This window comes from Dactylosporangium sp. NPDC049525 (genome assembly GCF_040676755.1).
GTDB lineage: Bacteria > Actinomycetota > Actinomycetes > Mycobacteriales > Micromonosporaceae > Dactylosporangium.
The window spans coordinates 182,622-202,761 of record NZ_JBFAPO010000009.1 but is presented as its reverse complement, the minus strand read 5'-3'; the positions used below and the strand labels follow the sequence as shown (position 1 = coordinate 202,761).

General features: G+C 72.5%; 21 protein-coding genes. 9 read left to right on the top strand and 12 right to left on the bottom strand.

The genetic code is table 11. From position 1 onward, the window contains the following. Positions 1 to 40: 40 nt before the first annotated feature. The 5 genes from AB0K00_RS16710 to AB0K00_RS16690 all read right to left on the bottom strand — a co-directional run bounded on the left by AB0K00_RS16710 (position 41) and on the right by AB0K00_RS16690 (position 3,872). Complete coding sequence (locus tag AB0K00_RS16710; protein WP_363521472.1) at positions 41 to 622, bottom strand: dihydrofolate reductase family protein; 582 nt, start codon at positions 620 to 622, stop codon at positions 41 to 43. Positions 623 to 688: 66 nt separating this feature from the next. Continuing rightward, a complete protein-coding gene (locus tag AB0K00_RS16705; RefSeq protein ID WP_363521470.1) occupies positions 689 to 1,528 on the bottom strand; it encodes a helix-turn-helix domain-containing protein in 840 nt (279 codons plus the stop codon). Positions 1,529 to 1,603: 75 nt separating this feature from the next. Continuing rightward, positions 1,604 to 2,836, bottom strand: a complete 1,233-nt coding sequence (locus AB0K00_RS16700; protein ID WP_363521467.1) for an Ig-like domain-containing protein — start codon at positions 2,834 to 2,836, stop codon at positions 1,604 to 1,606. 125 nt (positions 2,837 to 2,961) lie between these two features. Continuing rightward, entirely contained in the window at positions 2,962 to 3,318 is a 357-nt protein-coding gene (locus tag AB0K00_RS16695; RefSeq protein ID WP_363521464.1) for a DUF427 domain-containing protein, read from the bottom strand. 11 nt (positions 3,319 to 3,329) lie between these two features. After that, positions 3,330 to 3,872, bottom strand: a complete 543-nt coding sequence (locus AB0K00_RS16690) for a TetR/AcrR family transcriptional regulator (RefSeq protein ID WP_363521461.1) — start codon at positions 3,870 to 3,872, stop codon at positions 3,330 to 3,332. 103 nt (positions 3,873 to 3,975) lie between these two features. On the opposite strand from AB0K00_RS16690, the gene AB0K00_RS16685 reads away from it, so the two are divergent. The 7 genes from AB0K00_RS16685 to AB0K00_RS16655 all read left to right on the top strand — a co-directional run bounded on the left by AB0K00_RS16685 (position 3,976) and on the right by AB0K00_RS16655 (position 10,187). Beyond that, entirely contained in the window at positions 3,976 to 5,178 is a 1,203-nt protein-coding gene (locus tag AB0K00_RS16685; protein ID WP_363521458.1) for an MFS transporter, read from the top strand. 65 nt (positions 5,179 to 5,243) lie between these two features. Then, entirely contained in the window at positions 5,244 to 5,435 is a 192-nt protein-coding gene (locus tag AB0K00_RS16680; RefSeq protein WP_327010241.1) for a hypothetical protein, read from the top strand. A 17-nt stretch (positions 5,436 to 5,452) separates the two neighbouring features. Then, positions 5,453 to 6,121, top strand: coding sequence for a VOC family protein (locus AB0K00_RS16675; protein WP_363521455.1), 669 nt, complete (start codon positions 5,453 to 5,455; stop codon positions 6,119 to 6,121). Between the two features lie 8 nt (positions 6,122 to 6,129). Beyond that, a complete protein-coding gene (locus AB0K00_RS16670) occupies positions 6,130 to 7,032 on the top strand; it encodes an alpha/beta hydrolase (RefSeq protein ID WP_363521452.1) in 903 nt (300 codons plus the stop codon). Between the two features lie 21 nt (positions 7,033 to 7,053). Further along, complete coding sequence (locus AB0K00_RS16665) at positions 7,054 to 8,148, top strand: SPFH domain-containing protein (protein ID WP_363521449.1); 1,095 nt, start codon at positions 7,054 to 7,056, stop codon at positions 8,146 to 8,148. Positions 8,149 to 8,154: 6 nt separating this feature from the next. Further along, a complete protein-coding gene (locus AB0K00_RS16660; protein WP_363521447.1) occupies positions 8,155 to 9,222 on the top strand; it encodes a hypothetical protein in 1,068 nt (355 codons plus the stop codon). Then, complete coding sequence (locus AB0K00_RS16655; RefSeq protein WP_363521444.1) at positions 9,219 to 10,187, top strand: hypothetical protein; 969 nt, start codon at positions 9,219 to 9,221, stop codon at positions 10,185 to 10,187. Before AB0K00_RS16660 ends, AB0K00_RS16655 begins: the two co-directional genes overlap by 4 nt. Here AB0K00_RS16655 and AB0K00_RS16650 read toward each other — a convergent pair. Then, positions 10,169 to 11,011 (bottom strand): NAD(P)-dependent oxidoreductase, encoded by an 843-nt coding sequence (locus tag AB0K00_RS16650; RefSeq protein ID WP_363521442.1) that lies wholly within the window; start codon positions 11,009 to 11,011, stop codon positions 10,169 to 10,171. The genes AB0K00_RS16655 and AB0K00_RS16650 overlap by 19 nt on opposite strands. Continuing rightward, positions 11,008 to 12,297 carry an enolase C-terminal domain-like protein gene (locus AB0K00_RS16645; RefSeq protein WP_363521439.1) on the bottom strand — a complete coding sequence of 430 codons (1,290 nt, stop codon included), beginning with the start codon at positions 12,295 to 12,297 and terminating at the stop codon, positions 11,008 to 11,010. The genes AB0K00_RS16650 and AB0K00_RS16645 overlap by 4 nt, the downstream gene beginning before the upstream one ends. Before the next feature lie 74 nt (positions 12,298 to 12,371). Here AB0K00_RS16645 and AB0K00_RS16640 point away from each other — a divergent pair, with 74 nt between their 5' ends. Beyond that, a complete protein-coding gene (locus AB0K00_RS16640) occupies positions 12,372 to 13,262 on the top strand; it encodes an ROK family protein (RefSeq protein WP_363521436.1) in 891 nt (296 codons plus the stop codon). A 451-nt stretch (positions 13,263 to 13,713) separates the two neighbouring features. Continuing rightward, complete coding sequence (locus AB0K00_RS16635; protein WP_363521434.1) at positions 13,714 to 15,840, top strand: alpha-galactosidase; 2,127 nt, start codon at positions 13,714 to 13,716, stop codon at positions 15,838 to 15,840. Here the strand turns inward: AB0K00_RS16635 and AB0K00_RS16630 are convergent. Genes AB0K00_RS16630 through AB0K00_RS16610 form a run of 5 tightly spaced genes read right to left on the bottom strand, consistent with a single transcriptional unit; the run spans position 15,815 to position 20,132 of the window. Then, positions 15,815 to 16,804, bottom strand: coding sequence for a CU044_5270 family protein (locus tag AB0K00_RS16630; protein WP_363521432.1), 990 nt, complete (start codon positions 16,802 to 16,804; stop codon positions 15,815 to 15,817). The two genes, AB0K00_RS16635 and AB0K00_RS16630, sit on opposite strands and share 26 nt — an antisense overlap. After that, positions 16,801 to 17,325, bottom strand: coding sequence for a sigma-70 family RNA polymerase sigma factor (locus AB0K00_RS16625; RefSeq protein WP_363521430.1), 525 nt, complete (start codon positions 17,323 to 17,325; stop codon positions 16,801 to 16,803). The genes AB0K00_RS16630 and AB0K00_RS16625 overlap by 4 nt, the downstream gene beginning before the upstream one ends. A gap of 31 nt (positions 17,326 to 17,356) precedes the next feature. Next, entirely contained in the window at positions 17,357 to 18,193 is an 837-nt protein-coding gene (locus AB0K00_RS16620) for a sugar phosphate isomerase/epimerase family protein (RefSeq protein ID WP_363521427.1), read from the bottom strand. After that, entirely contained in the window at positions 18,190 to 19,320 is a 1,131-nt protein-coding gene (locus tag AB0K00_RS16615; protein ID WP_363521424.1) for a Gfo/Idh/MocA family oxidoreductase, read from the bottom strand. The genes AB0K00_RS16620 and AB0K00_RS16615 overlap by 4 nt, the downstream gene beginning before the upstream one ends. Beyond that, the gene (locus AB0K00_RS16610) at positions 19,317 to 20,132 is read right to left on the bottom strand and encodes a carbohydrate ABC transporter permease (protein WP_363521421.1); all 816 of its coding nucleotides are present in this window, start codon (positions 20,130 to 20,132) and stop codon (positions 19,317 to 19,319) included. The genes AB0K00_RS16615 and AB0K00_RS16610 overlap by 4 nt, the downstream gene beginning before the upstream one ends. Between the last annotated feature and the right edge of the window lie 8 nt (positions 20,133 to 20,140).

The window sequence follows — 20,140 nt, the reverse complement described above, 5'->3', positions numbered from 1 at the left end:
GCCGGCTGGGGCTGTTGCTTCGCGTGCCCGCTCAGATCGGTCAACGGCGCACCTGATAGCGCAGGTGAAGCACCCGGTTGCCCTGAATCACCGCGTCAGGATCCTCCAGCAGGTGCTGCGCGTCGACCGACCCGAAGTAGCGCTTGCCGGACCCGAACACCACGGGGACGACGTCCATGCGCACCTCGTCGATCAGGCCCGCGGCAAGCACCTGGCCACCGACGTCGCCGGCGGCGACCTCGACCAAGCGGTCACCGGCAAGCTCCTGCGCCTTGGCCACGGCTGCCTCGACGCCGTGGACGAAGTGAAACGGCGCCTCGGGGTCCCAGCCCTCGGGCGCCGGCCGGTGCGTCACGACGACCACGTGGTCGATCCCGCCCGGAGGCTTTCCGTCCCAGCCGTCCGTCATGTCGAAGACGTGGCGGCCGGCGATGGTCACCCCGATCTGGTCCCAGTACGGCCGGGTGTGGTCGTAGGACGTCTGCGACACCTTCAACTGGCCGCTCTCGTCCAGCGGCACGTCACCGCTGGTCAACCAGTCGAACAGGGGTCCGGGCTGGTCGTTCTCGTCCGCGATGAAGCCGTCCACCGACACCGAGCTGTACATGACCACTCTGCCCACGGGGCGCTCCTCTGCGTTGGGATGCCCCCAAATTAGCGTGTCGTGAGCTGTCACTCTTGTAAGAAATCAATCGGCCGGCAGCGGCCAGCTGTCCAGCACGTGGCCGGGATGTTCGCGCAGGAACTGCCGCCGGACCTCGATGTACCGGGTCGGCGTGAGCCCGGAGAACTGCCGGAACTCGTGACCGAAGTGGGCCTGGTCGAAGTAGCCTGCCCTACCGGCGAGGTCGCTCCAGTCGATCGGCCCGGCGGGGTCGATCGCGAGCACGGTGGCGGCGAAGCGGTGGGTGCGGGCCAGCCGCTTCGGCGTGACGCCGATGAGCTCCTTGAACCGCTGTTCAAGATGAGTGCTGCTGACACCGGCTGCCGCCCTCAGGTCGCCGATCGCCACCGCGCCGCCGGTCGCCGCGATGACGCTGCTCGTATGGCGGACCAGCCCCAGGCCGGCGGTCTCGCACAGCCGTCGCATCAGCTCCTCCTCGAGCAGCGTCAGCATCTCGTGCGGCCCGTCCGCCGTGGCCAGCCGGTCCCGCAGCTCAGCAACGGCGGGCCGGCCCCAAACCTGCTCCACCGTCACCGGCCGGTCACACAGCTCGGCCGCGGGCATCGGCAGGAACGGCGCCAGCCCCCACGCCTTGACGTGCACGCCGACGGACCGGGTCCAGAGTGGGTAGCCGAACTCAAACGCGCGGGTGGGCGTGGTGATGACGCAGCCGTCGGCGTACTCGGCCGTCTCGATGTCGGTGCCGGCGCGGATGCGGAACGGCGCCCCGAGGTTGATGATGAGCAACGCCCCCGGCATCGGCGGCAGCGTCAGCCGGGCGTACGGCGCCGCACCCTCCAGGTAGTAGAGGTCGTCGATCAGCCCGTCAAGGGGCGGTCGCGGCACCCTGGACACGTACTCCACACCCACAGCATCGCCGACGCCCCGCCGGCACCGCGCGCCGGGATGGCCCGGCCGTGCTGTCGGAAGAAAGCAGGTTCACCACTGGGCGTAGGGGACGTTCCAGTCGCCCAGGCCGTCGGTGAGGGTCAGGTTCTTCGGAGTGTTGCGGACCTCGACGACGTCGCCGACGTCGAAGGTGTCGTAGAACCACTTCGCGTGGTCCGGGGCGATGTTGATGCAGCCGTGCGAGGTGTTCTCCTTGCCGTGCTTGGGGATGTTCCAGTCGGCGAGGTGCACGTACTCCCCGGACAGGGAGATGCGGCAGGCGAGGCGGATCTTCTCCTCGTAGTAGTTCGGGTTGCTCTTGTCGGTCACGCCGTAGCTGGCGGAGCTCATCGTGACGAGTGGTTCCTTCGTCATGAGGACGTGCACGCCGCTGGCGGTCAGGTAGTCGATCTTCTCGCCCTTGGAGCCGATGGTGCCCTTGCCGCCCTTGCCCATGCTGCACGGGATCTTGCGGACCATCTGGCCGTCGATGTAGCACTCCATCTGCTTGGTGTTGGAGTCGGCGATGGCGATGCGGGACTTGCCGATGGAGAAGTTCGCGGAGGCGTTGGCGCCGCCGTAGACGCCGTTGCCGAGGTCGACGCCGAGCAGGTTGGCGCTGACCTTGACCGTCGTGCCGGGCGCCCAGTACTTCTCGGGGCGCCAGTGCGCGCTCTGGCCGCTGACCCAGTGCCACTTGCCCTCGACCGAGGGCGACGTGGTGACCTGCATCGCCTGTTCGACGGCGTCCTTGTTCGTGACGGCCTTGTTGAAGAAGACGATGACGGGCTGGCCGACGCCGTAGGTGTTGCCGTTCTTCAACGCGAGCATCGGGTTGGCCTGGAACGTGATCGACGCGGTGCTGGCCGGCTTCAGTGTGGTGAACGTCGCCGTCTGGTTCACCGGGGTGCCGGCCGCGTCGACACCGGTGACCGTCACGGTGTACGTCTGCCCGTAGGCGAGCGGGCCGGTGGACTGCCAGCCGTGCTTGTCGTCGGCGAGGGTGCCGGCCAGGGTCTTGCCGCCGGCTGCGACGGTGACCGTGTCGAGCGTGCCGTTCTCGATCGCGACGGTGACCGGGCTGCCCGGTGGGACGTCCTTGCTGTCCGCGGCGGGCGTGATGGTGAGCTTCGCCGGCTGCGCGCCGCCGCCTCCCCCGCCGCCCGCGCCGTCGGTCGCTCCCGCGGCCGCGCCGGACTTCTTGCCCCCGTCGGAGCAGCCCGCCAGGACGGCCGCGGCGGCGACCCCGGCACCGGTGGCCAGCATTGTTCGACGACTCAGCATGTCTGCACCCCTCCCCGTTCGCGAACGGTACCCACACGAAGACGTCTCGCAAAGCCCCTCGGGTTGCGTGCGATGACGATCATCGTGCGGGCCCGCCGGCGAATGCGCCCAAAACGGGCGAGGGGTCACTCCACCGTCAGGTCGACCTGGTTGGTGTAGAAGGCGACCCGCTTGGCGATCGGCTCGACCGCCGGATAGGGCGTCTCGTAGGTCCAGATCACGTTGGTGAGCTCACGGTCGGCGGTGACGACGCTGTAGTAGGAGGCGTCGCCCTTGTACGGGCAGTGCGTCGAGTGCTCGGTGCGGCGCAGCAGCGACTGGTCGACGTCGTCCAGGGGCAGGTAGTACACCGGTGGATACGTCGACTCCTGCAGCGTCAGCGCGTCCGTGGTGTCGGCGACCGTGACGCCGTCGACGCGGACCGTGACGCGCCGCCCGGTCGGGGTGACGGTGATCGGGTGGTCGAGTCCTGGGATCTTCATAAATCCCGACCCTAGCTCGGGGAGGCGCCCAGCAGCCGGTCGACGCAGCGCTGCGCCAGGTCCGGGGTGAGCGTCCAGGGCAGGAAGATCACGCGGTAGATGATCGGCGAGATGACCAGGTCGATGAGGTCGTCGGCAGCGAACGCGGCGGTGGAGCGGGTCGCCAGGACCTGCGCCTCGGCCCGCCGGTTGCGCAGGCAGTCCGACTCGGTCTCGCCGGCGGAGGCGGCGCCGCCGCGCAGCAGGGCGGCGTTGACCGGCTTCGCGTAGTGCTCGACGATCTCCGTGGCCCAGGCGATGAGGTCGGCGCGCAGCTCGCCGGTGTCGGGCAGCGGCCGGGCCGGGTCCAGCCGGTAGGTGGCGATGTCGTTGAGCATCGTCGGCAGGTCGCCCCAGCGCCGGTAGATCGAGGTCGGGTTGACCCCGGCGCGCTCGGCGATCAGCGGGATGGTGACCCGCTCGGCGCCGCGCTCCCGGACCAGGTCCTCGACCGCGGTCCTGACCTGTGCCAGCACGACGGCGCTGCGGCCGCCGGTGCGCTTCCCGGCCGTCATGTGACGCTCCTAACGCAACGATAGTTGCTTTAAGCGGGTCCAGACGGCCCGCAAAGGCGTAGCTTCAGCCTAACGCAACGAAAATTGCTTTAGGGGGTACGGCATGACGACCGCAATGGTTCGACCCGTCACACTGCCCGCCGGGGTCGCGTTCGCCGGCGCCGGTCTCGCGTTCGCCTCGCTGTACCTGGCCGCCGGTGCGCCGACACCGCTGCTCGTGCTGTTCGAACGCGAGTGGGGCTTCGCGCCGTGGGTGCTCACCGTCGCGTTCGCCGCGTACGCGCTGGGGCTGCTCGCGGCGCTGCTGGTCGTCGGGTCGCTGTCCGACCACATCGGCCGCCGGCCCGTCCTCGTCGGCGCGCTCAGCGTCGAGGTCGCCGCGATGCTCATGTTCGTGTTCGCACCGAACATAGGCTGGGTCATCGCCGCCCGCGTCGTGCAGGGCGTCGCCACCGGCGCCGCCAGCAGCGCGTTCACCGCGGCGCTCGTCGAGCTGGCCCCGCCGCACCGCAAACGCCTCGGCACGATCGTCGCCGGCGCCGCCCCCGCCGGCGGGCTCGGCCTCGGCGCGCTGCTGACCGGCGCGGCCGTGCAGTTCACCGACTCCGCGAACCTCATCGTCTTCGGCGTCCTGGCCGTCATCATGGTCCTCGGCACGCTCACCGCCGCGTTCTCCGGCGAGACCGTCACCCGCCGCGCCGGCGCCCTCGATTCGCTCAAACCGCGGGTCACGGTGCCCCGGGCGGCCCGCCGCGAGTTCGGCGCGGCGATCCCCGTACACCTGGCCAGCTGGATGTTCGCCGGACTGTTCATGGGTCTCGCCCCGACGATCGTGCGGGACATCTTCCACCTGGACAGCGGGCTGCTCAACGGCGCGACCGCGTTCCTGCCACCCGCGTCCGCGGCCGTCGCCGGATACGTCCTGGGCCGCCTGCACCCGCGCCGCACCATCCTGCTCGGCGGCGCCGCCGTCCTGCTCGGTGCCGCGGTCGTCCTCACCGGCATCGGCACCGTCGTGCTGCCCCTGGTCTGGGCCGGCGGGATCATCGGCGGCGCCGGGTTCGGCGCCACGTTCTCCGGGGCGCTACGCGCCGTCGGCCCTCTCGCCGAGACCCACCAGCGGGCCGGGCTGTTCGCCGCGGTGTTCCTCGTCGCGTACCTGTCCTTCGGCATCCCCGCGATCGTCGCCGGGCAGCTCGTCGCCCCGCTCGGCCTGCTCACCACCGTCGTGCTCTACGGCACCGCGATCCTCGCCGCGGCCGCGGCCGGGCTGCTCAGCCAGTGGCGGCTGACCCGCACCGGATAACCCTTCAGGTCGACGCCGGGCGCGCCGATGTGGACACGACCGACCGGCGAGCAGAGGAGCACCGCATGAACGTCGCCCAGATCGCCTCGTCCATCACGTGGAGCGTCCCGTCCGCCGGCCGCGGGGTCGACCCCGCGACCGCGCAGGCCCAGGTCAACGCCCAGGCCGACACGCTCAGCGCCCTCATGGGCACCAGGCACAACACCGCCGTCGCCAACAACGTCTCCGACGGCAAGGGCGTCGACGTGTACCTGTAGGCGCTAGATTCGGTCGGATGAACCGGCAGGAGATCAGCGACGCGGTCATCGACGTCGGATGGCGGTATGTCCTGGGCACCCTCATGACGACGGTGCCCGTCGGCTCCATCGGGCAGGCGGCGGAGGTCGCCGCCCGGTGCACCGCCGCGGCCGGCGACGACGCGGACCATCACATATGGCTCGACCTGCGCGCCGACCACGTCCTGCTGACCCTGCAGACCCTCGGCGCGGCCAGGGTCACCGTCCGCGACCTCGAGCTCGCCCGGGCCCTCACCGGGTCGCTGCGGGAGCTCGGCCTGGCCACCGTGCCCGCCACGGGACGGTCCGTGCAGCTGCTCGAGATCGCCGTCGACGCCATCGACATCCCGGGGATCCGCCCGTTCTGGAAGGCCGTCCTCGGCTACGAGGACGAGGAGGGCGCCCACAACGACCCGGGCGCGGCCGTCGTCGACCCGCACCGGCTCGGACCGGCCGTGTGGTTCCAGCAGATGGACGTCCCGAGGGTCGAACGCAACCGGATCCATCTGGACATCAGCGTCCCCCACGACGCCGCGCAGGAGCGCATCGCCGCCGCCCTCGCCGCCGGCGGCATCCTCGTGTCGGAGGCGGCGGCACCCGCGTACTGGATCCTCGCCGACGTCGAGGGCAACGAGGTCTGCATCACCACCTGGCAGGGCCGCGATTGACGCCCGACGTGTTCGCCGATGACGCCACGGCCGCGATGGTGGCGGCGTCCCGGGTGCCCGGGCCGCCGGTGAGCGTCGCCGACCTGCGCCGGGGCGGCCGGGAGCGGGCGGCGCTGCGCCCACCCGGCCCGGCGATGCCGGTCGAGGACCGCACCGTCGCCGGCGTGGACGTCCGGGTGTACCTGCAGGGCGCCGACGTCATCGTGTTCGCTCACGGCGGCGGGTTCGTCCTCGGCGACCTGCACACCCATGACGCGTTCGCGCGCCGGCTCGCGCACGCCACCGGCCGGACCGTCGTCGCCGTGGACTACCGGCGGGCGCCGGAGCACCCGTTCCCCGCCGCCGTCGACGACGTCCTCGCCGTGCTCGACCGCCAGACCGCGGCCAGGGTGGCGGTGGCCGGGGACTCCGCCGGCGGGTTCCTCGCCGTCCAGGCGGCCCTCGCCCGGCGTGACCGGGTCGACGCGCAGCTGCTCGTCTGCCCCCTCATCGACGTCACCCTGCCCGCGACCCAGCCGAGCGTCACGCAGAAGGGCACCGGGTACACCCTGGACGTCGCCGAGCTGCGCGAGTGGATCGGGTGGTGGGCGCCGCACGAGGCGCCGAACCCGCTGACCGCGGACCTCACCGGCATGCCCCCGGCGCTGGTCGCCGTGGCGGAGCACGACCCGCTCCGCGACGGCGGCAGCCTGTACGCGCAGCGGCTGGCCGCGTCGGGCGTGCCGGTCGTCCACCGGGCCGCGGCGGGGCACGTGCACAACTTCGCCCAATCTGTGCACGTGTCAACCGCCTGCGCGGAAATTGACGCACGGTGGCTGCGTGATGCCACCCGGCTACTTTCCAGGCCTGGCCGGGACACCACTGGCGGCGCCGGTGCAGACTGGGGACCGGCGTCCCGACGGGACGCCTGAAGATCGGCAAGGGGGCGCGGCGTGGGACTGTGGGACAGAATCCAGGGCGAGTTCATCGACATCATCGAGTGGCTCGATGACAGCCGGGACACGATCGTCTGGCGGTTCCCCCGTTTTCAGAACGAGATCAAGATGGGCGCGCAGCTCGTCGTGCGCGAGTCGCAGACCGCCGTGTTCGTCAACGAGGGGCAGGTCGCCGACGTCTTCACCCCCGGCACCCACACCCTGACGACGCAGAACCTGCCGATCCTGTCGACGTTGAAGGGCTGGAAGTACGGGTTCGAGTCGCCGTGGAAGGCGGAGGTGTATTTCGTCAACACCCGCCAGTTCACGGACCTGAAGTGGGGCACGCAGAATCCCGTCCTGCTGCGCGACGCCGAGTTCGGCATGGTGCGGCTGCGGGCGTTCGGCGCGTACACGTTGCGGGTGGCCGACCCGCAGCAGCTGCTGCGCGAGCTGGTCGGCACCGACCCGCAGTTCCGCACCGAGGAGGTGTCGGAGTTCATCCGGCAGCTCATCGTCGGGCACCTCGGCAGCGCCCTGGCGACCGCGCAGGTGCCGGTCCTGGACCTCGCCGCGCGGCAGCTGGAGATCGGCCAGCGGCTCGCCCCGGTCCTCACCGCCGAGCTCGCCGGCTATGGCATCGAGATCCCCAAGTTCGTCATCGAGAACATCTCGCTGCCGCCGGAGGTCGAGGAGGCCATCGACAAGCGCACCTCGATGGGGGTCGTCGGCAACCTCGACGCGTATACGAGGTTCCAGACCGCGAACGCGATCGAGGACGCCGCCAACAACACCGGCGGCGCCGGGGAGGGCTTCGGGTTCGGCATCGGCATGGCCGCCGGGCAGCGGATGGCCAACGCCGCCGCCGGTGGCGCACCACCCGCCGGGCCTCCGCCGCTGCCACAGCAGGACCAGTGGTTCGCCGGGATCGGCGGCGCCCAGCAGGGCCCGTTCGACGTCGCCGGGCTCGGCGCGCAGATCCGCGGCGGCACCGTCACCCGCGAGACCCTGGTCTGGCACAACGGCATGGCGCAGTGGACCCCGGCCGGTCAGGTGCCGGAGCTCGGCGCCCTGTTCGCCGCCGTCCCTCCGCCGCTGCCCCCGCAGGCGTAGCCGCCGATGCGGCAGTTCCCGTGCGCCGGCTGCGGCGCCAACGTCGAGTTCGCCCCCGGCACGAACGCGTTGCGCTGCCCCTACTGTGGCCACACCACGCTCATCGAGCAGCCGCCGGAGCAGATGGTGCGCGAGCACGACTGGGCGCAGTTCGCGGGCCTGCCCCGCAAACCGATCGCGTTGCTCGCCGCCAACGTCTACGTGTGCGGCGGCTGCGGTGCGCAGACGGAGAGCGACACCGTCTCCGACCGGTGCCGGTTCTGCGGCGCCGCCGTCGTCGCCCAGGTCGACCCGGCCGACCAGGTGGTGCCGGAGGCGGTGCTGCCGTTCACCGTCGACCAGCGGGCGCTGCGGGCCGCGCTGCGCGCCTGGGCCGCGTCCCGCTGGTTCGCGCCGTCCGGGCTGAAGAAGGTCGGCGAGGCCGAGTCGGCGAAGAGCACCTACCTGCCGCACTGGACCTACGACAGCCGGACCGAGTCGCAGTACCAAGGGCACCGCGGCGACCACTACTACGTCACCGAAACCTACACGTCCAACGGTGAGACCCGCACCCGGCAGGTCCGCCGGACCCGGTGGAGCGGCGCGTCCGGCACCGTCGCCCGGAACTTCGACGACGTCCTCGTCACCGGCACGACCAAGGTCACCAAGGACCACCTGGACGCCCTCGAGCCGTGGCCGCTCACCGACGCGGCGCCGTTCCGCCCGGAGTATCTCGCCGGGCACGAGACGCTGCGCTACGACGTCGAACCGGAGCAGGCCCTCGACACCGCGAAGGCCCGCATGGCGCCGCTCATCGAGCAGGACTGCCGCGCCGACATCGGCGGCGACGAGCAGCGCGTCGAGCACGTCGACACCGCCTACCACGACCTGACGTTCAAGCTGATGCTGCTGCCGGTGTGGCTCGCCTGCTACGTGTATGCCGGCAAGACCTACAACATCCAGGTCAACGGCCGCACCGGCGAGGTCGCCGGGGAACGCCCCTACAGCGCGGCGAAGATCGCCGCGGCGGTCACGGGCGGCGTCCTGCTGCTCGCCCTGGTCGTGTTCCTCATCTGGTACGCGCGGCAACCGTGACGCGGCTGCCGCGCCATGAGCGGGTGTCCGCGGCGCTGACGCCGCTCAGCGACGCGGCCCTTGCCGCGCTCATCGACGAGCACGCCCGGCCGGACGCGGTCGGCATCGGCGGGCACACCGCCACCCTCGCCGCGGCCGGTGCGCAGGTGTTCGTCAAGCAGGTCCCGGTCACCGCACTGGAGCTGGCGCACCCGCACTCGACCGCGAACCTGTTCGGGCTGCCGATGTACTGCCAGTACGGGGTCGGCTCGACCGGCTTCGGCGCGTGGCGGGAGCTCGCCGCGCACCGGCTCACGACCGGCTGGGTGCTGTCGGGGCGGCACGCCGCGTTCCCGCTGCTGCACCACTGGCGGGTCCTGCCCGCCGGTTTCGCGTGGGAGCGCGTCGACATCGAGGAACGGGTTGCGTACTGGGGCGGCGCGCCGGCCGTGCGCCACCGGCTGACCCAGCTGCGGGACGCGCCGGCGCGGCTCGTGCTGTTCCTCGAACACGTCCCGCAGACCGTGCACGACCTGCTACGCGCCGACGCGTCCGCCGCCGAGCTCGTCGACGCGCAGCTGCTGGACGCGATCGCGTTCATGAACGGCGAGGGGCTGTGGCACTTCGACGGGCACTTCAACAACATCCTCACCGACGGCCGCCAGGTGTATTTCGCCGACTTCGGCCTCGCCCTGCACTCCAGCTTCGAGCTGAGCGCGGACGAGCGGGACTGGCTGCACCGGCACGCCGACTACGACCTGCGGTACACCACCGGGCACCTGGCGACCTGGCTCGCCGAGGAGTTCCGGGGCGGCTCGGAACGCGCCGCGGTGCTGCGGGGCGAGGCGCCGTTCCTCGGCCCACCCGCGGCGCTGTCGTTGCTGCGCCGGTATGCGTCGCGGGCACTCGTCACGAACACGTTCTTCGACGCCCTCGTCACCGGTGCGAAGACGACGCCGTACCCCGCCTACAGCGGCAAGGTGTAGGCGGCGCGGAACCCCAGCAGCCGCTCGGCGGCACCGGTGTCGATCGGCACCCGGCGACCCTCGATCGGCGTGCGGACCGGGACACCTGGATGGTGCGCGGCGATCAGCTCCTCGGTCGGCTGCGGTGACAGCGTCTCCGGCGCGGCGAGGAAGAGCCGGTGGAAGCCCTTGAGGGGCCGCGACGCGGCCAGCCAGGCGGCCTCGGCGGCATCGTCGACGTGCAGATACGCCCACGAGTTGCGCGCACCCGCCGCCGGGTCGGCCCGCATCTCCGCGGCCGCCTTCTCCAGCCGCGGCGTGTCACCGGTGAACGGAAACCGCAACGCGACCACGTCCATGCCGTGCCGGCGGTGGATCATCTCGCCGGTCAGCTCGTCGACGAGCTTCGACAGCGCATACGGATCCTCCACCTGCGGCGGTGTCTGCTCGTCGAGGGGGTAATGCGGCGGGTGCAGGTCGTGCGGTGAGAACGGCATGCCGAGCAGGGCGTAGCTGCTGGCGAGCACGGCCCTCGGCACGCCCCGGCGGGCGGCCTCGTCGAGGACGACGAACGTGGCGCGGGTGTTGCCGCTGAACACGTCCAGCGCGGTGCCGAGCGTCGGCGCGGGGATCGCGGCGAGGTGGATGACGGCGTCGACGGGCCCCTCGAACGCCTCGGCCACGACGTCCGGGTCGCCGGCCGAACCGACCACGACCCGTGCCCCGGTCCCGGGGAACGTGGCCGGCTCGAGGGTCAGGGCGACCACCGCCGACCCAGCCCGGTGCAGGCGGGTGACGACGGCCCGGCCGATGTTGCCGCCGGCGCCGGTGACGACGACCCTCACGGCGCCTCCAGGGACCCGTCCGGGCGGCGGACGACGGCGGCCCAGCGGTCGAACAGGAACTTCGTCGGCGGATACTTCGCCGCTTCCGCCTCGTCCACGTCGACGCCCCACCCGGGCCGGTCCGACGGGTACATGTAGCCCTTGACCACGTCGGGGCAGCCGGGGAACACGTCGTGGGTCGCCTCGTTGTACTCGTGCGACTCCTGGAACCCGAACGCGTGGCTGGAGATGTCGACGGCGAGGTTGGCCGCCACGCCGACCGGCGACACGTCCGCCGGGGAGTGGAACGCCGTGCGGACCCCGCACAGCTCGGCGAGCGCCGCCAGCTTCCGCGTCGGGGTGAGCCCGCCGACCGCCGACGTGTGCAACCGGATCAGGTCGACTCCACCGTCGCGGATGAGCCGCGCCGCGTCCGCGACCGAGCTCACCTGCTCGCCGACGGCGAGCGGCACCGGCGAGGCGGCCCTGATCTCCGGCAGCCGGTCATACAGCTCCGACGGGATCGGGTCCTCCAGGAACGACAGCCCGAACGGCTCCAGGGCCCGTGCCAGGACGACCGCCTGCTTCGGGGTGAGCCGGCTGTGCACGTCGTGCATGAGGTTGACGCCCGCCCCGAGCCGCTCCCGGGCCGCCGCGAACAGCGACGGCGTGCCGCGCAGGTAGCGCTCCGGATCCCAGCCGTCAGGGTTCGGCGAGTCCGGGTAGTGCCCGCCGGTCCCGGCCGCGCCGTAGCTGCCGAGCCCCGGCTCCGCCCGTTGCAGGCGGATGCAGCGGTACCCCTGCGCGATGAGCCGCTCCGCCTCGTCGAGCACCTCCCCGGTGTCCGCGCCGGACGCGTGCGTGTACACCTCGACGCCGCCGCGGACCCGCCCGCCGAGCAGCTCGTGCACCGGCAGCCCGGCCCGCTTCCCGGCGATGTCCCACAACGCCTGATCCAGCCCCGACAGGGCATTGTTGAGGACCGGCCCGTTGCGCCAGTAGGACGAGAAGTGCACGGTGCGGGTGATGTCCTCGATGTCGGCCGGGTGCCGCCCGACGGCCAGGGGCCCCACGTGCTCCGCCACCGCCGCAGCGACCGCCGCGTAACGCTGGGTGAAGGTCGCGCAGCCCAGCCCGTACAGCCCCGGCTCCGACGTCTCGACCTTGACCACCACGAGCGGCAGGCCCTCGGGCGCGGTCACGATCGGACGGACCGCGGTGATCCTCAACGCGTCGCGGGCCGGCCACGGCGGGACAGCCTCGGGCAGACCACCGTCGGGGCCCAGCAACCGGTTCGGATCGTGCACGTCGTAACCTCCACTGACTTGTCCCGCGGTGGTCGCTCATGATCCGACGATCATGTGTGCGATAACGTTACGCCGTGCACGCGCCCGAAGCAGACTCCCGGCCGGTGTGGGTCCTCGAGATCGGGGGTAGCCACGTCACGGCCGCCGGCGTGCTGCTGGACGACCGTCAGGTGATCCAGCGGCAACGCCACCCCCTCGACCCCGCCCTGTCCGCCGACGCCATCGTGGACGCCCTCGCCGGCGCCGCGAAACTGCTCGACCCGCACCCCGGGGACCGCTGGGCGTTCGCGATGCCGGGCCCGTTCGACTACCGCGCCGGGGTCTCCCTGCACGCCGGCGTCGGCAAGTTCGACAGCCTCCGCGGCGTCGACCTGCGCGCCGCCCTCGCCCGCGCAATCCCGGCCGACCCTTCGGCGTTCACGTTCGTCAACGACGCCGACGCGTTCATCCTCGGCGAATGGGTCGACGGCGCCGCCAAGGGCGCGGCCCGCTGCGTCGCCATCACCCTCGGCACCGGCATCGGCTCCGGCTGGCTCGCCGACGGCAGCGTGGTCACCACCGGCCCCGACGTACCCCCGGACGGCGAGCTGCACTTCTGCACCATCGACGGCGTCGAGCTCGAAGACGTCGTCTCGGACCGCGCGCTGATCCGGGCGTACCGCTCGCTGACCGGCATCGAGGTCGACGGCATGCGCGGCCTCGCCACCCGCGCCCGCGAGCTCGACGCCGCCGCGCAGACGGTCATCGACACCGCGTTCGGCGCGCTGGGCGTGCTGCTGACCGACTGGCTCACCCGCTTCGACGCCGACGTGGTCGTCTTCGGCGGCTCGATGACCGGCGCCTGGGACCTGATCGAGCCGGCCCTGGCGCTGACGCTGCCGGCCCGGCCGGTCTCGGACACGGAGCACGCCGCGCTGATCGGCGCCGCCTGGGCCGCCGCCCACCCCACCGCGGCCGTCTACTAGCCGCCCGCGGCAGGCCTTGCCCGGCCGACGGTGATCACCAATCACGAAGTTGCGATGCCGAATTCCCGGCACGTAGACTACGGAGGGCGACGACGCCGGAGATCAATTTCCCCCCGTGGGGTACGGTGTGGTTAACCTGCCCGCCGCCGTCACCCAGCCTACGACACATCCCGGCGCCGGCCGCCACCAACCGCGCCCCGCGAACGTCACGCATCGGCATGCATCGGCACGCGCGCGGACGACGACGCGACGCGATCGCCTTCTCGGGCGCCCGCATTCTCGGCTGTCGCCCGCCTTCTCAGGCAGGGTGTCGCCGCCGGTGATCGCGGCCGATGGTTGGTGGCGGCCGGCGCGGGGATGTATGGCGGCGGTGTCGGTCGTCAGGGGTCGCCGCCGGTGATGTTGCTCGCATCGCTGACGGGGCCGTGCGGCGGGATGCTACGAACGTGGGATGGCCTCATCGGACCAGGTGACCCGTCCGGCTCCAGGGTGCTGGGTGCTGCGGACCCCCGGCAGCGCATACGTGGTGAGCCTCGACCCGGAACGCGGCCAGGACGTGCCGCTCGCCGCGCACTGGGGGATGCCGGTCGACGACGCGACCGCGGTCGCCCTGAGCGCCGTGCCGCTGGACCCGCAGCGGGGCAGCTGGGAGAGCCCACTCGACGGCCTGGAGGAGTACCCGTCCGACAGCGGGCTGCGGTTCGCGGAGCCGGCCCTCGCGGTCCGGTTCCCCGACGGGCAGCGCACGGTGCGCTGGCAGCCGCCGGTGGACGAGATCGTCGCCGGCGACGGGTGGAGTGAGCTGCGGCTGCGGTTCGCCGAGGTGACCCGGCAGCTGTGGCTGACGTTGCACTACCGGGTCCTCGACGGGCATGAGGTCGTCGAACGCTGGGTGACCCTGGAGGCCGGCGAGCCGGTCGAGGTCCGCCGGGCGGACAGCGCCGCCTGGTGCCCGCCGCGGCGGGAGGCGTACCGGCTGTCGAGCCTGCACGGGCGATGGGGGGCGGAGAGCCGGCTGCAGCGCACCCCGTTGCCCGCCGGGCAGACGCGGCTCGGGTCGCGGCGCACGACCACGGGGCCGGTGCACAACCCGTGGTTCGCGGTCGACGACGGGACCGCGTCGGAGACGGCGGGCGAGGTGTGGAGCGCGGCCCTCGCCTGGTCCGGGACGTGGCACGTGGACCTGGAGGTGCTGCCGGGCAACCGGGTCACCGCACGGGTCGGCGCCGGGCACGAGGAGCCGCTGGCGCAGCTGCGCGCGAACGAGACGTTCACGACGCCGGTCAGCGTCGGCATGTTCAGCGGCGCCGGTTTCGGCGGCACGAGCAGGGCGTGGCACCGGTACACGCGGCACGTCATGCCGACCGGGGACGAGACGCGGCCCGTGCTCTACAACTCGTGGGAGGCGACCGGGTTCCTGCTCGACGAGGCGAACCAGCTGGCCCTCGCCGAGCGGGCCGCGGCGATCGGCTGTGAGCTGTTCGTGATGGACGACGGCTGGTTCGGCAAGCGGGTCAACGACTCGGCGGGGCTCGGGGACTGGGCGCACAACCCGGACCGGTTCCCGAACGGCCTCGGGCCCCTGGTCAAGCGGGTGCAGGAGCTGGGGATGCGGTTCGGCATCTGGGTCGAGCCGGAGATGGTCAACCCCGACAGCGACCTGTACCGGGCGCACCCCGACTGGGTGTACGCCACGCCCGGGTACCCGCGGCACGAGCTGCGCAACCAGCTGGTGCTCGACGTGGGGCGGCCGGAGGTGGCGACCTGGCTGCACGGCTGGCTCGACGCGCTGCTCAGCGAGCATGACATCGCGTTCGTGAAGTGGGACATGAACCGGCCGGTCACCGACCCGGGGCCGCATCCGCAGTGGGCGCAGCGGCACGCGGAAGGGGTGTACGCGATCCTGGACCGGCTGCGGCTGGACCATCCGGGAGTGCGGTTCGAGTCGTGCGCCTCCGGTGGGGGGCGGGTCGACCTCGGCATCCTCGCCAGGACCGACCAGGTGTGGCCGAGCGACAACACCGATGCGTCGGACCGGCTGCACATCCAGGAGGGGTTCAGCCAGGGGTACCCGGCGCGGGCGATGACCGCCTGGGTCACCGACTCGCCGAACTTCCTCACGGGGCACCGGCTGCCGCTGCGGTTCCGGTTCCACGTGGCGATGTCCGGGGTCCTCGGTGTCGGCGGCGACCTGGCCGCATGGACCGACGAGGAGCGGGCCGAGGCGGCGGCGCTGATCGCCCGGTACAAGGAGATCCGGGCGACGATCCAGCACGGCGACCTGTACCGGCTGCGCAGCCCCCGCACGAGCAGCGCGCCGGCCATCGCGTACGTGTCGCGGGACGGCGACGAGGTGGTGGTGTTCCAGTGGCTGGACGGGCACCGGTTCGGCGAACCCGGCCCGCCCGCCCGGCTGGCATTCCTGCCGCCGGGCGGGACGTGGACGGACGTGGACAGCGGCGTCACCTACACGTCGGGATTCCTGCACGCGCACGGCGTCGACGCGGGGTTGCGCCGCGACCACGACAGCGCGGTCACCGTCCTGCGAGCCGTCACCTCGGGGGGCGGGTGTCCGTGAACCCCCGTTCCAGGTACAGGGTGTGCCACGTGGTGCCGGTGCCGTCGGTGTAGCCGGCGGCGATGATCTCCCCGGTGGCCGGGTCGACGAGGACGGACTCGCTGCCGTGGTCGCCGGGGCTGGGCCGGGGTCCGGCGCCGAACGGTGCCGACACGGCGATCCCGGTCCGTCCGACCGGGTCGGTCAGTTCTCCGGCGCAGGCGACACCGTCGGTGCGGGCGAGGAACCGCAGCAGCGCCGAGCGGTGCGCGGCGTCCAGGACGCGGGCACGGACGAGGTCTTCGACGCCGGCGATCGCCTGGGACGGGCCGTTCTCCCGCGGCCGGTACAGGGCGTCGGCCATCGCCGCCGGGTCTGCGGCGGGGACGTCGGGGCGGGAGACCTCGGCGGGCGGCAGGTCGACGGTCGAGGTGCCGAGGGTCGGCAGCATGCCGGGGTTGTCGCGGAAGTAGATCCGGGACGTCTCGTCGGCGTACGTGGGTGCCTGGGTGGTGGTGCGGCGGCGCTGCGAGCCGTCGGCGGCCGTCCACGTGGAGGTCTCCACCTGGTACTGCATGCTGGCGAACTTCCCGTTCTTCATCTGCACGGTGCCGCCGCTGGTCCCGGAGGTCCGCAGGTACTCGAAGGCACCCCGCACGCCGTCGTAGGGCGCCTTCGTCACGCCGTCCGCGAGTCGGTCGAGGCAGCTGGGCACGACGCTCGGCGCGGGCACAACCGGCACGCCCGGATCGGCAGGGGGGCCGCCGCGCACCAGGACCGCGGCGGTCGTGCCGGTCACCGCAGCGACGGCGAGGATCGCGGCGGCCGCGACGAGGACCCGGCGGCGGCGCACCGGGGGGCGCAGGTCGTAGCCGGTGACGTCGTGGGACGCGCGGCGCAGCAGCGCCTCGACGTCGCCGGGTCCCACCGGTACGCCCCGGGCGGGGTCGGCGGCGGTCAGGAGATCAAGGGTCCGCTCGTTCATCGGGTGCCTCCCAGACGGGCCGGCGTCGGGGTGTCGGCGAGCAGTTCGGTGAGGCGCCGCCGGGCGCGGTGCAGGCGCACCTTCGCCGCGGTGACGCCGCAGCCGAGGACGAGCGCCGCTTCGCCGACGGCGAGTTGCTCCCACGCGACGAGCCGGAGGATTTCCTGGTCGTCGTCGGACAGGCGGGTCAGCGCGGCCCGGACGTCGAGGAGCTGGTCGACGCCGTCGTGCCGGTCGGTGGCGGGGCGCTCGCCGAGTTCGACGGGCGGCGGCGCAGCCCGCTGCGCCCGCCAGTGGTTGGCGAGCAGGCGGCGGGCCACCCCGTACAGCCATGGCAGCGCGTGCGAGGGCACGTCCCAGCGCCGCCGCCACGCGACCAGGAACACCTCCTGGGCCAGTTCCTCGGCCGCCGAGGCCGCCGAGGTGTCGAGGCGGCGCAGGCCGTACCGCACGACGTCGGCGTAGTGCCGGTCGTACACGGCGCGGAACCAGCCGGTGTCCCGGTCGTTGGCGTCGTCCATACCCCCTTCTATGTGCGCGCCGCGGCGAGGGTTACAGCAGGCTCCGCAGATATTCGAGATTGTCGGCGGTCCGCTGCTCCAGCGGCAGGGCGGTGGAGAAGTCCTCGACGGTGACCCAGCCGTCGTAGCCGTGCGCGACGAGCGCGGCGAGGTACCGGCCGACGTGCGCCTGCCCGGTGCGCAGCGGCGCCCAGTCGTGCGCCCAGGTGACGGTCCCGTCGGCGGCGGTGTCCACCGGCTGCCACGCCACGTTCTTCACGTGGACGTGCTGCAGGTAGGGGCCGAGCAGCTCGAACGCGGCGCGGTGGTCCTCGTGGCCCTCGATGACGAGGTTGCCGAGGTCGTGGATGACGCCGATGTGGTGCGGGTCGAGGCCGTCGACGAGGCGCATCGCGGCGGACGCCGACGACACGATCGTCTCGTGGTGCAGCTCGACCAGGATCGACACGCCGTGCTGGGCGGCGAGCCCGGTGGCCCACTCGAGGTCCTTGCGGGTGGCGTCGAACAGGTCCGGGTACCGGCCGCCGGCCAGCAGCGGCATGGTGACCCGGACCCGGCCGGCGCCGAGGGTCGCGGTCGCGGCGAGGAGCCGGGCGACGTCGTCGTGCTCGAAGCTGCGGGCGTAGCCGCCGATGCCGGAGTACTCGAGGCCGGCACCGCGGGTCAGCGCGGCGATCTCCGGCAGGGTCGCCTCGAGGCCGGTGAGGGGCCAGGTGGCGCGGTTGCCCTTCCAGAATCCGGGTTCGGCGGCGTCGTCCTGGTCGACCACGCGCCACTCGACGCCGTCCCAGCCCTGCCCGGCGAGGTGCCGCACGGCCTCGTCCGGGGTCCAGTCCGGGGTCGATGCGGTGAAGACCGAGAACCTCACGCCTGCTCCTCCTCAATCACGTCGGTCACCGAAGGGCGCACGTCGTCGTGGACGCCGTCGAGGACCTGGTCGAACTGCACCGGACGGCCGAGGGTGGCCGCCACGTACACGGCCCGCACCGTGGCGAGGGCGAGGAGGCCGTCGGCGACCCGGACCCCCGGCGGGCGCCGCTCGTCAATCGCCTCGACGAGGTCCTGGTACTGGCGCAGGTGCCCGACGATGAACCCGTCGGCGGTTTTCGGTGCGCCGTACAGGTCCTCGGCGGCGACGAGCTCGCGGGTCTGCGCCGCGGCCGGCAGGGAGCTGTCCGCGGAGCAGAAGTATTCGAGCTGGTCCTCGTGCAGCACCGCGGAGCCGCGGGTGCCGTGCAGCTGCAGCCGCACCGGCAGGCCCGGGTAGGCGCTGGTGCTGGCGTGCAGGACGGCGAGGGCGCCGCCGGCGAAGCGCAGCGTGGCGACGGCGAGGTCCTCGACCTCGATCCGCTCGTGGGCGACGCGGGCGGTGCGGGCGGTGACCTCGACCGGCGGGCCGAGCAGGGCGAGCATCTGGTCGACGAGGTGGATGCCCTGGTTGGCCACGGCGCCGCCGCCGTCGAACTCCCAGGTGCCGCGCCAGTCGGCGGAGTCGTAGTAGGCCTGGTCGCGCCACCACGGCATGGACACGACCGCGGACGTGAGCCGGCCGAGCCGGCCCGCGGCGGCGGCGCGCTGCACGGCGACCATCGCCGGGTCGAAGCGGTGCTGGCTGACCACGGCGCAGACGAGGCCCCGGTTCTCGGCCTCGAGGGCGACCTTCGCGAACGCGCGGGCCTTCGGCAGCGACACGTCGAGGGGTTTCTCGACGAGCAGGTGCGCGCCGGCCCGCAGGGTCTGCTCGGCGGCCTCGACGTGCAGCCCGCTGGGGGTGCAGATGGCGACGAGGTCCACCTGCTCCGAAGCCAGGGCGTCGCCGAGCGTGCGGTGACATGAGGGGGTCGGGTCGATGCGCGCGGCGAGGGCCGCGTTGGCCGCGTCGAGCGCGTCCACCAAGGCCACGATCCGCAGCCGAGGATGGCGCAGGATGGCGTCGGCGTGGTTGCCGCCGATGATGCCGCTGCCGACGATCGCCACGTTGATCAGGTCTGTCATTTCACTCCCCCGGCGGTCAGGCCGCCGACCAGGAACCGTTGGAACACGAGGTACAACACCACCACCGGCAGCGCGCAGATGAGCGCGGAGGCCATCAGCTGTCCGTAGATCGGGATGGCGCCGCCCTCCTGGGTGGCGCCGAACACCTGCAGGGCGACCGCGACGGTGCGGCTGTCGGGGTTGGTCATGACGGAGGCGAACAGCACGTCGTTCCAGCCGAGCAGGAACGCGAAGATGCTCGCCACGACGAGCCCGGGCCAGCTCAGCGGGATGATGATGGAGCGCAGGATCCGCCAGGAGGAGGCGCCGTCGAGGCGGGCGGCCTCGTCGAGCTCGGCGGGCAGGCCACGCAGGTAGGTGACCATCACCCAGGTCGAGAACGGCAGCGCGAACGTCAGGTAGGTGATGAACAGCGCCCACCGGGTGCCGATGACCTGCACGCCGAGGACCGCGGACAGGTTCGCGAACAGCACGAACACCGGCAGCAGCATGAGGGTGCCGGGGATCGACTGCAGCGCGAGCAGCCCGCGCAGGATCAGGCCGCGGCCGAGGAACGCGAACCTGACCAGGACGTAGGCGGTGGCGACGGCGACCAGCGCGGACACCACCGCGACGCTGCCGGCCACGACGACGCTGTTGACGAGGCCGGCGCCGAGGTCGACCGTCGACCAGATCTTCTCGTAGTTGTCCAGGTGGAGGCCGGTGGGCCAGAACGCGCCGCGGGCGACCTCGAGGTCGTCGTTGACGGACGCGAACAGCATGTACAGGACCGGGGTGAGCACGAAGACGAGCAGCACCCCGATCACTGCCACCTGCACCC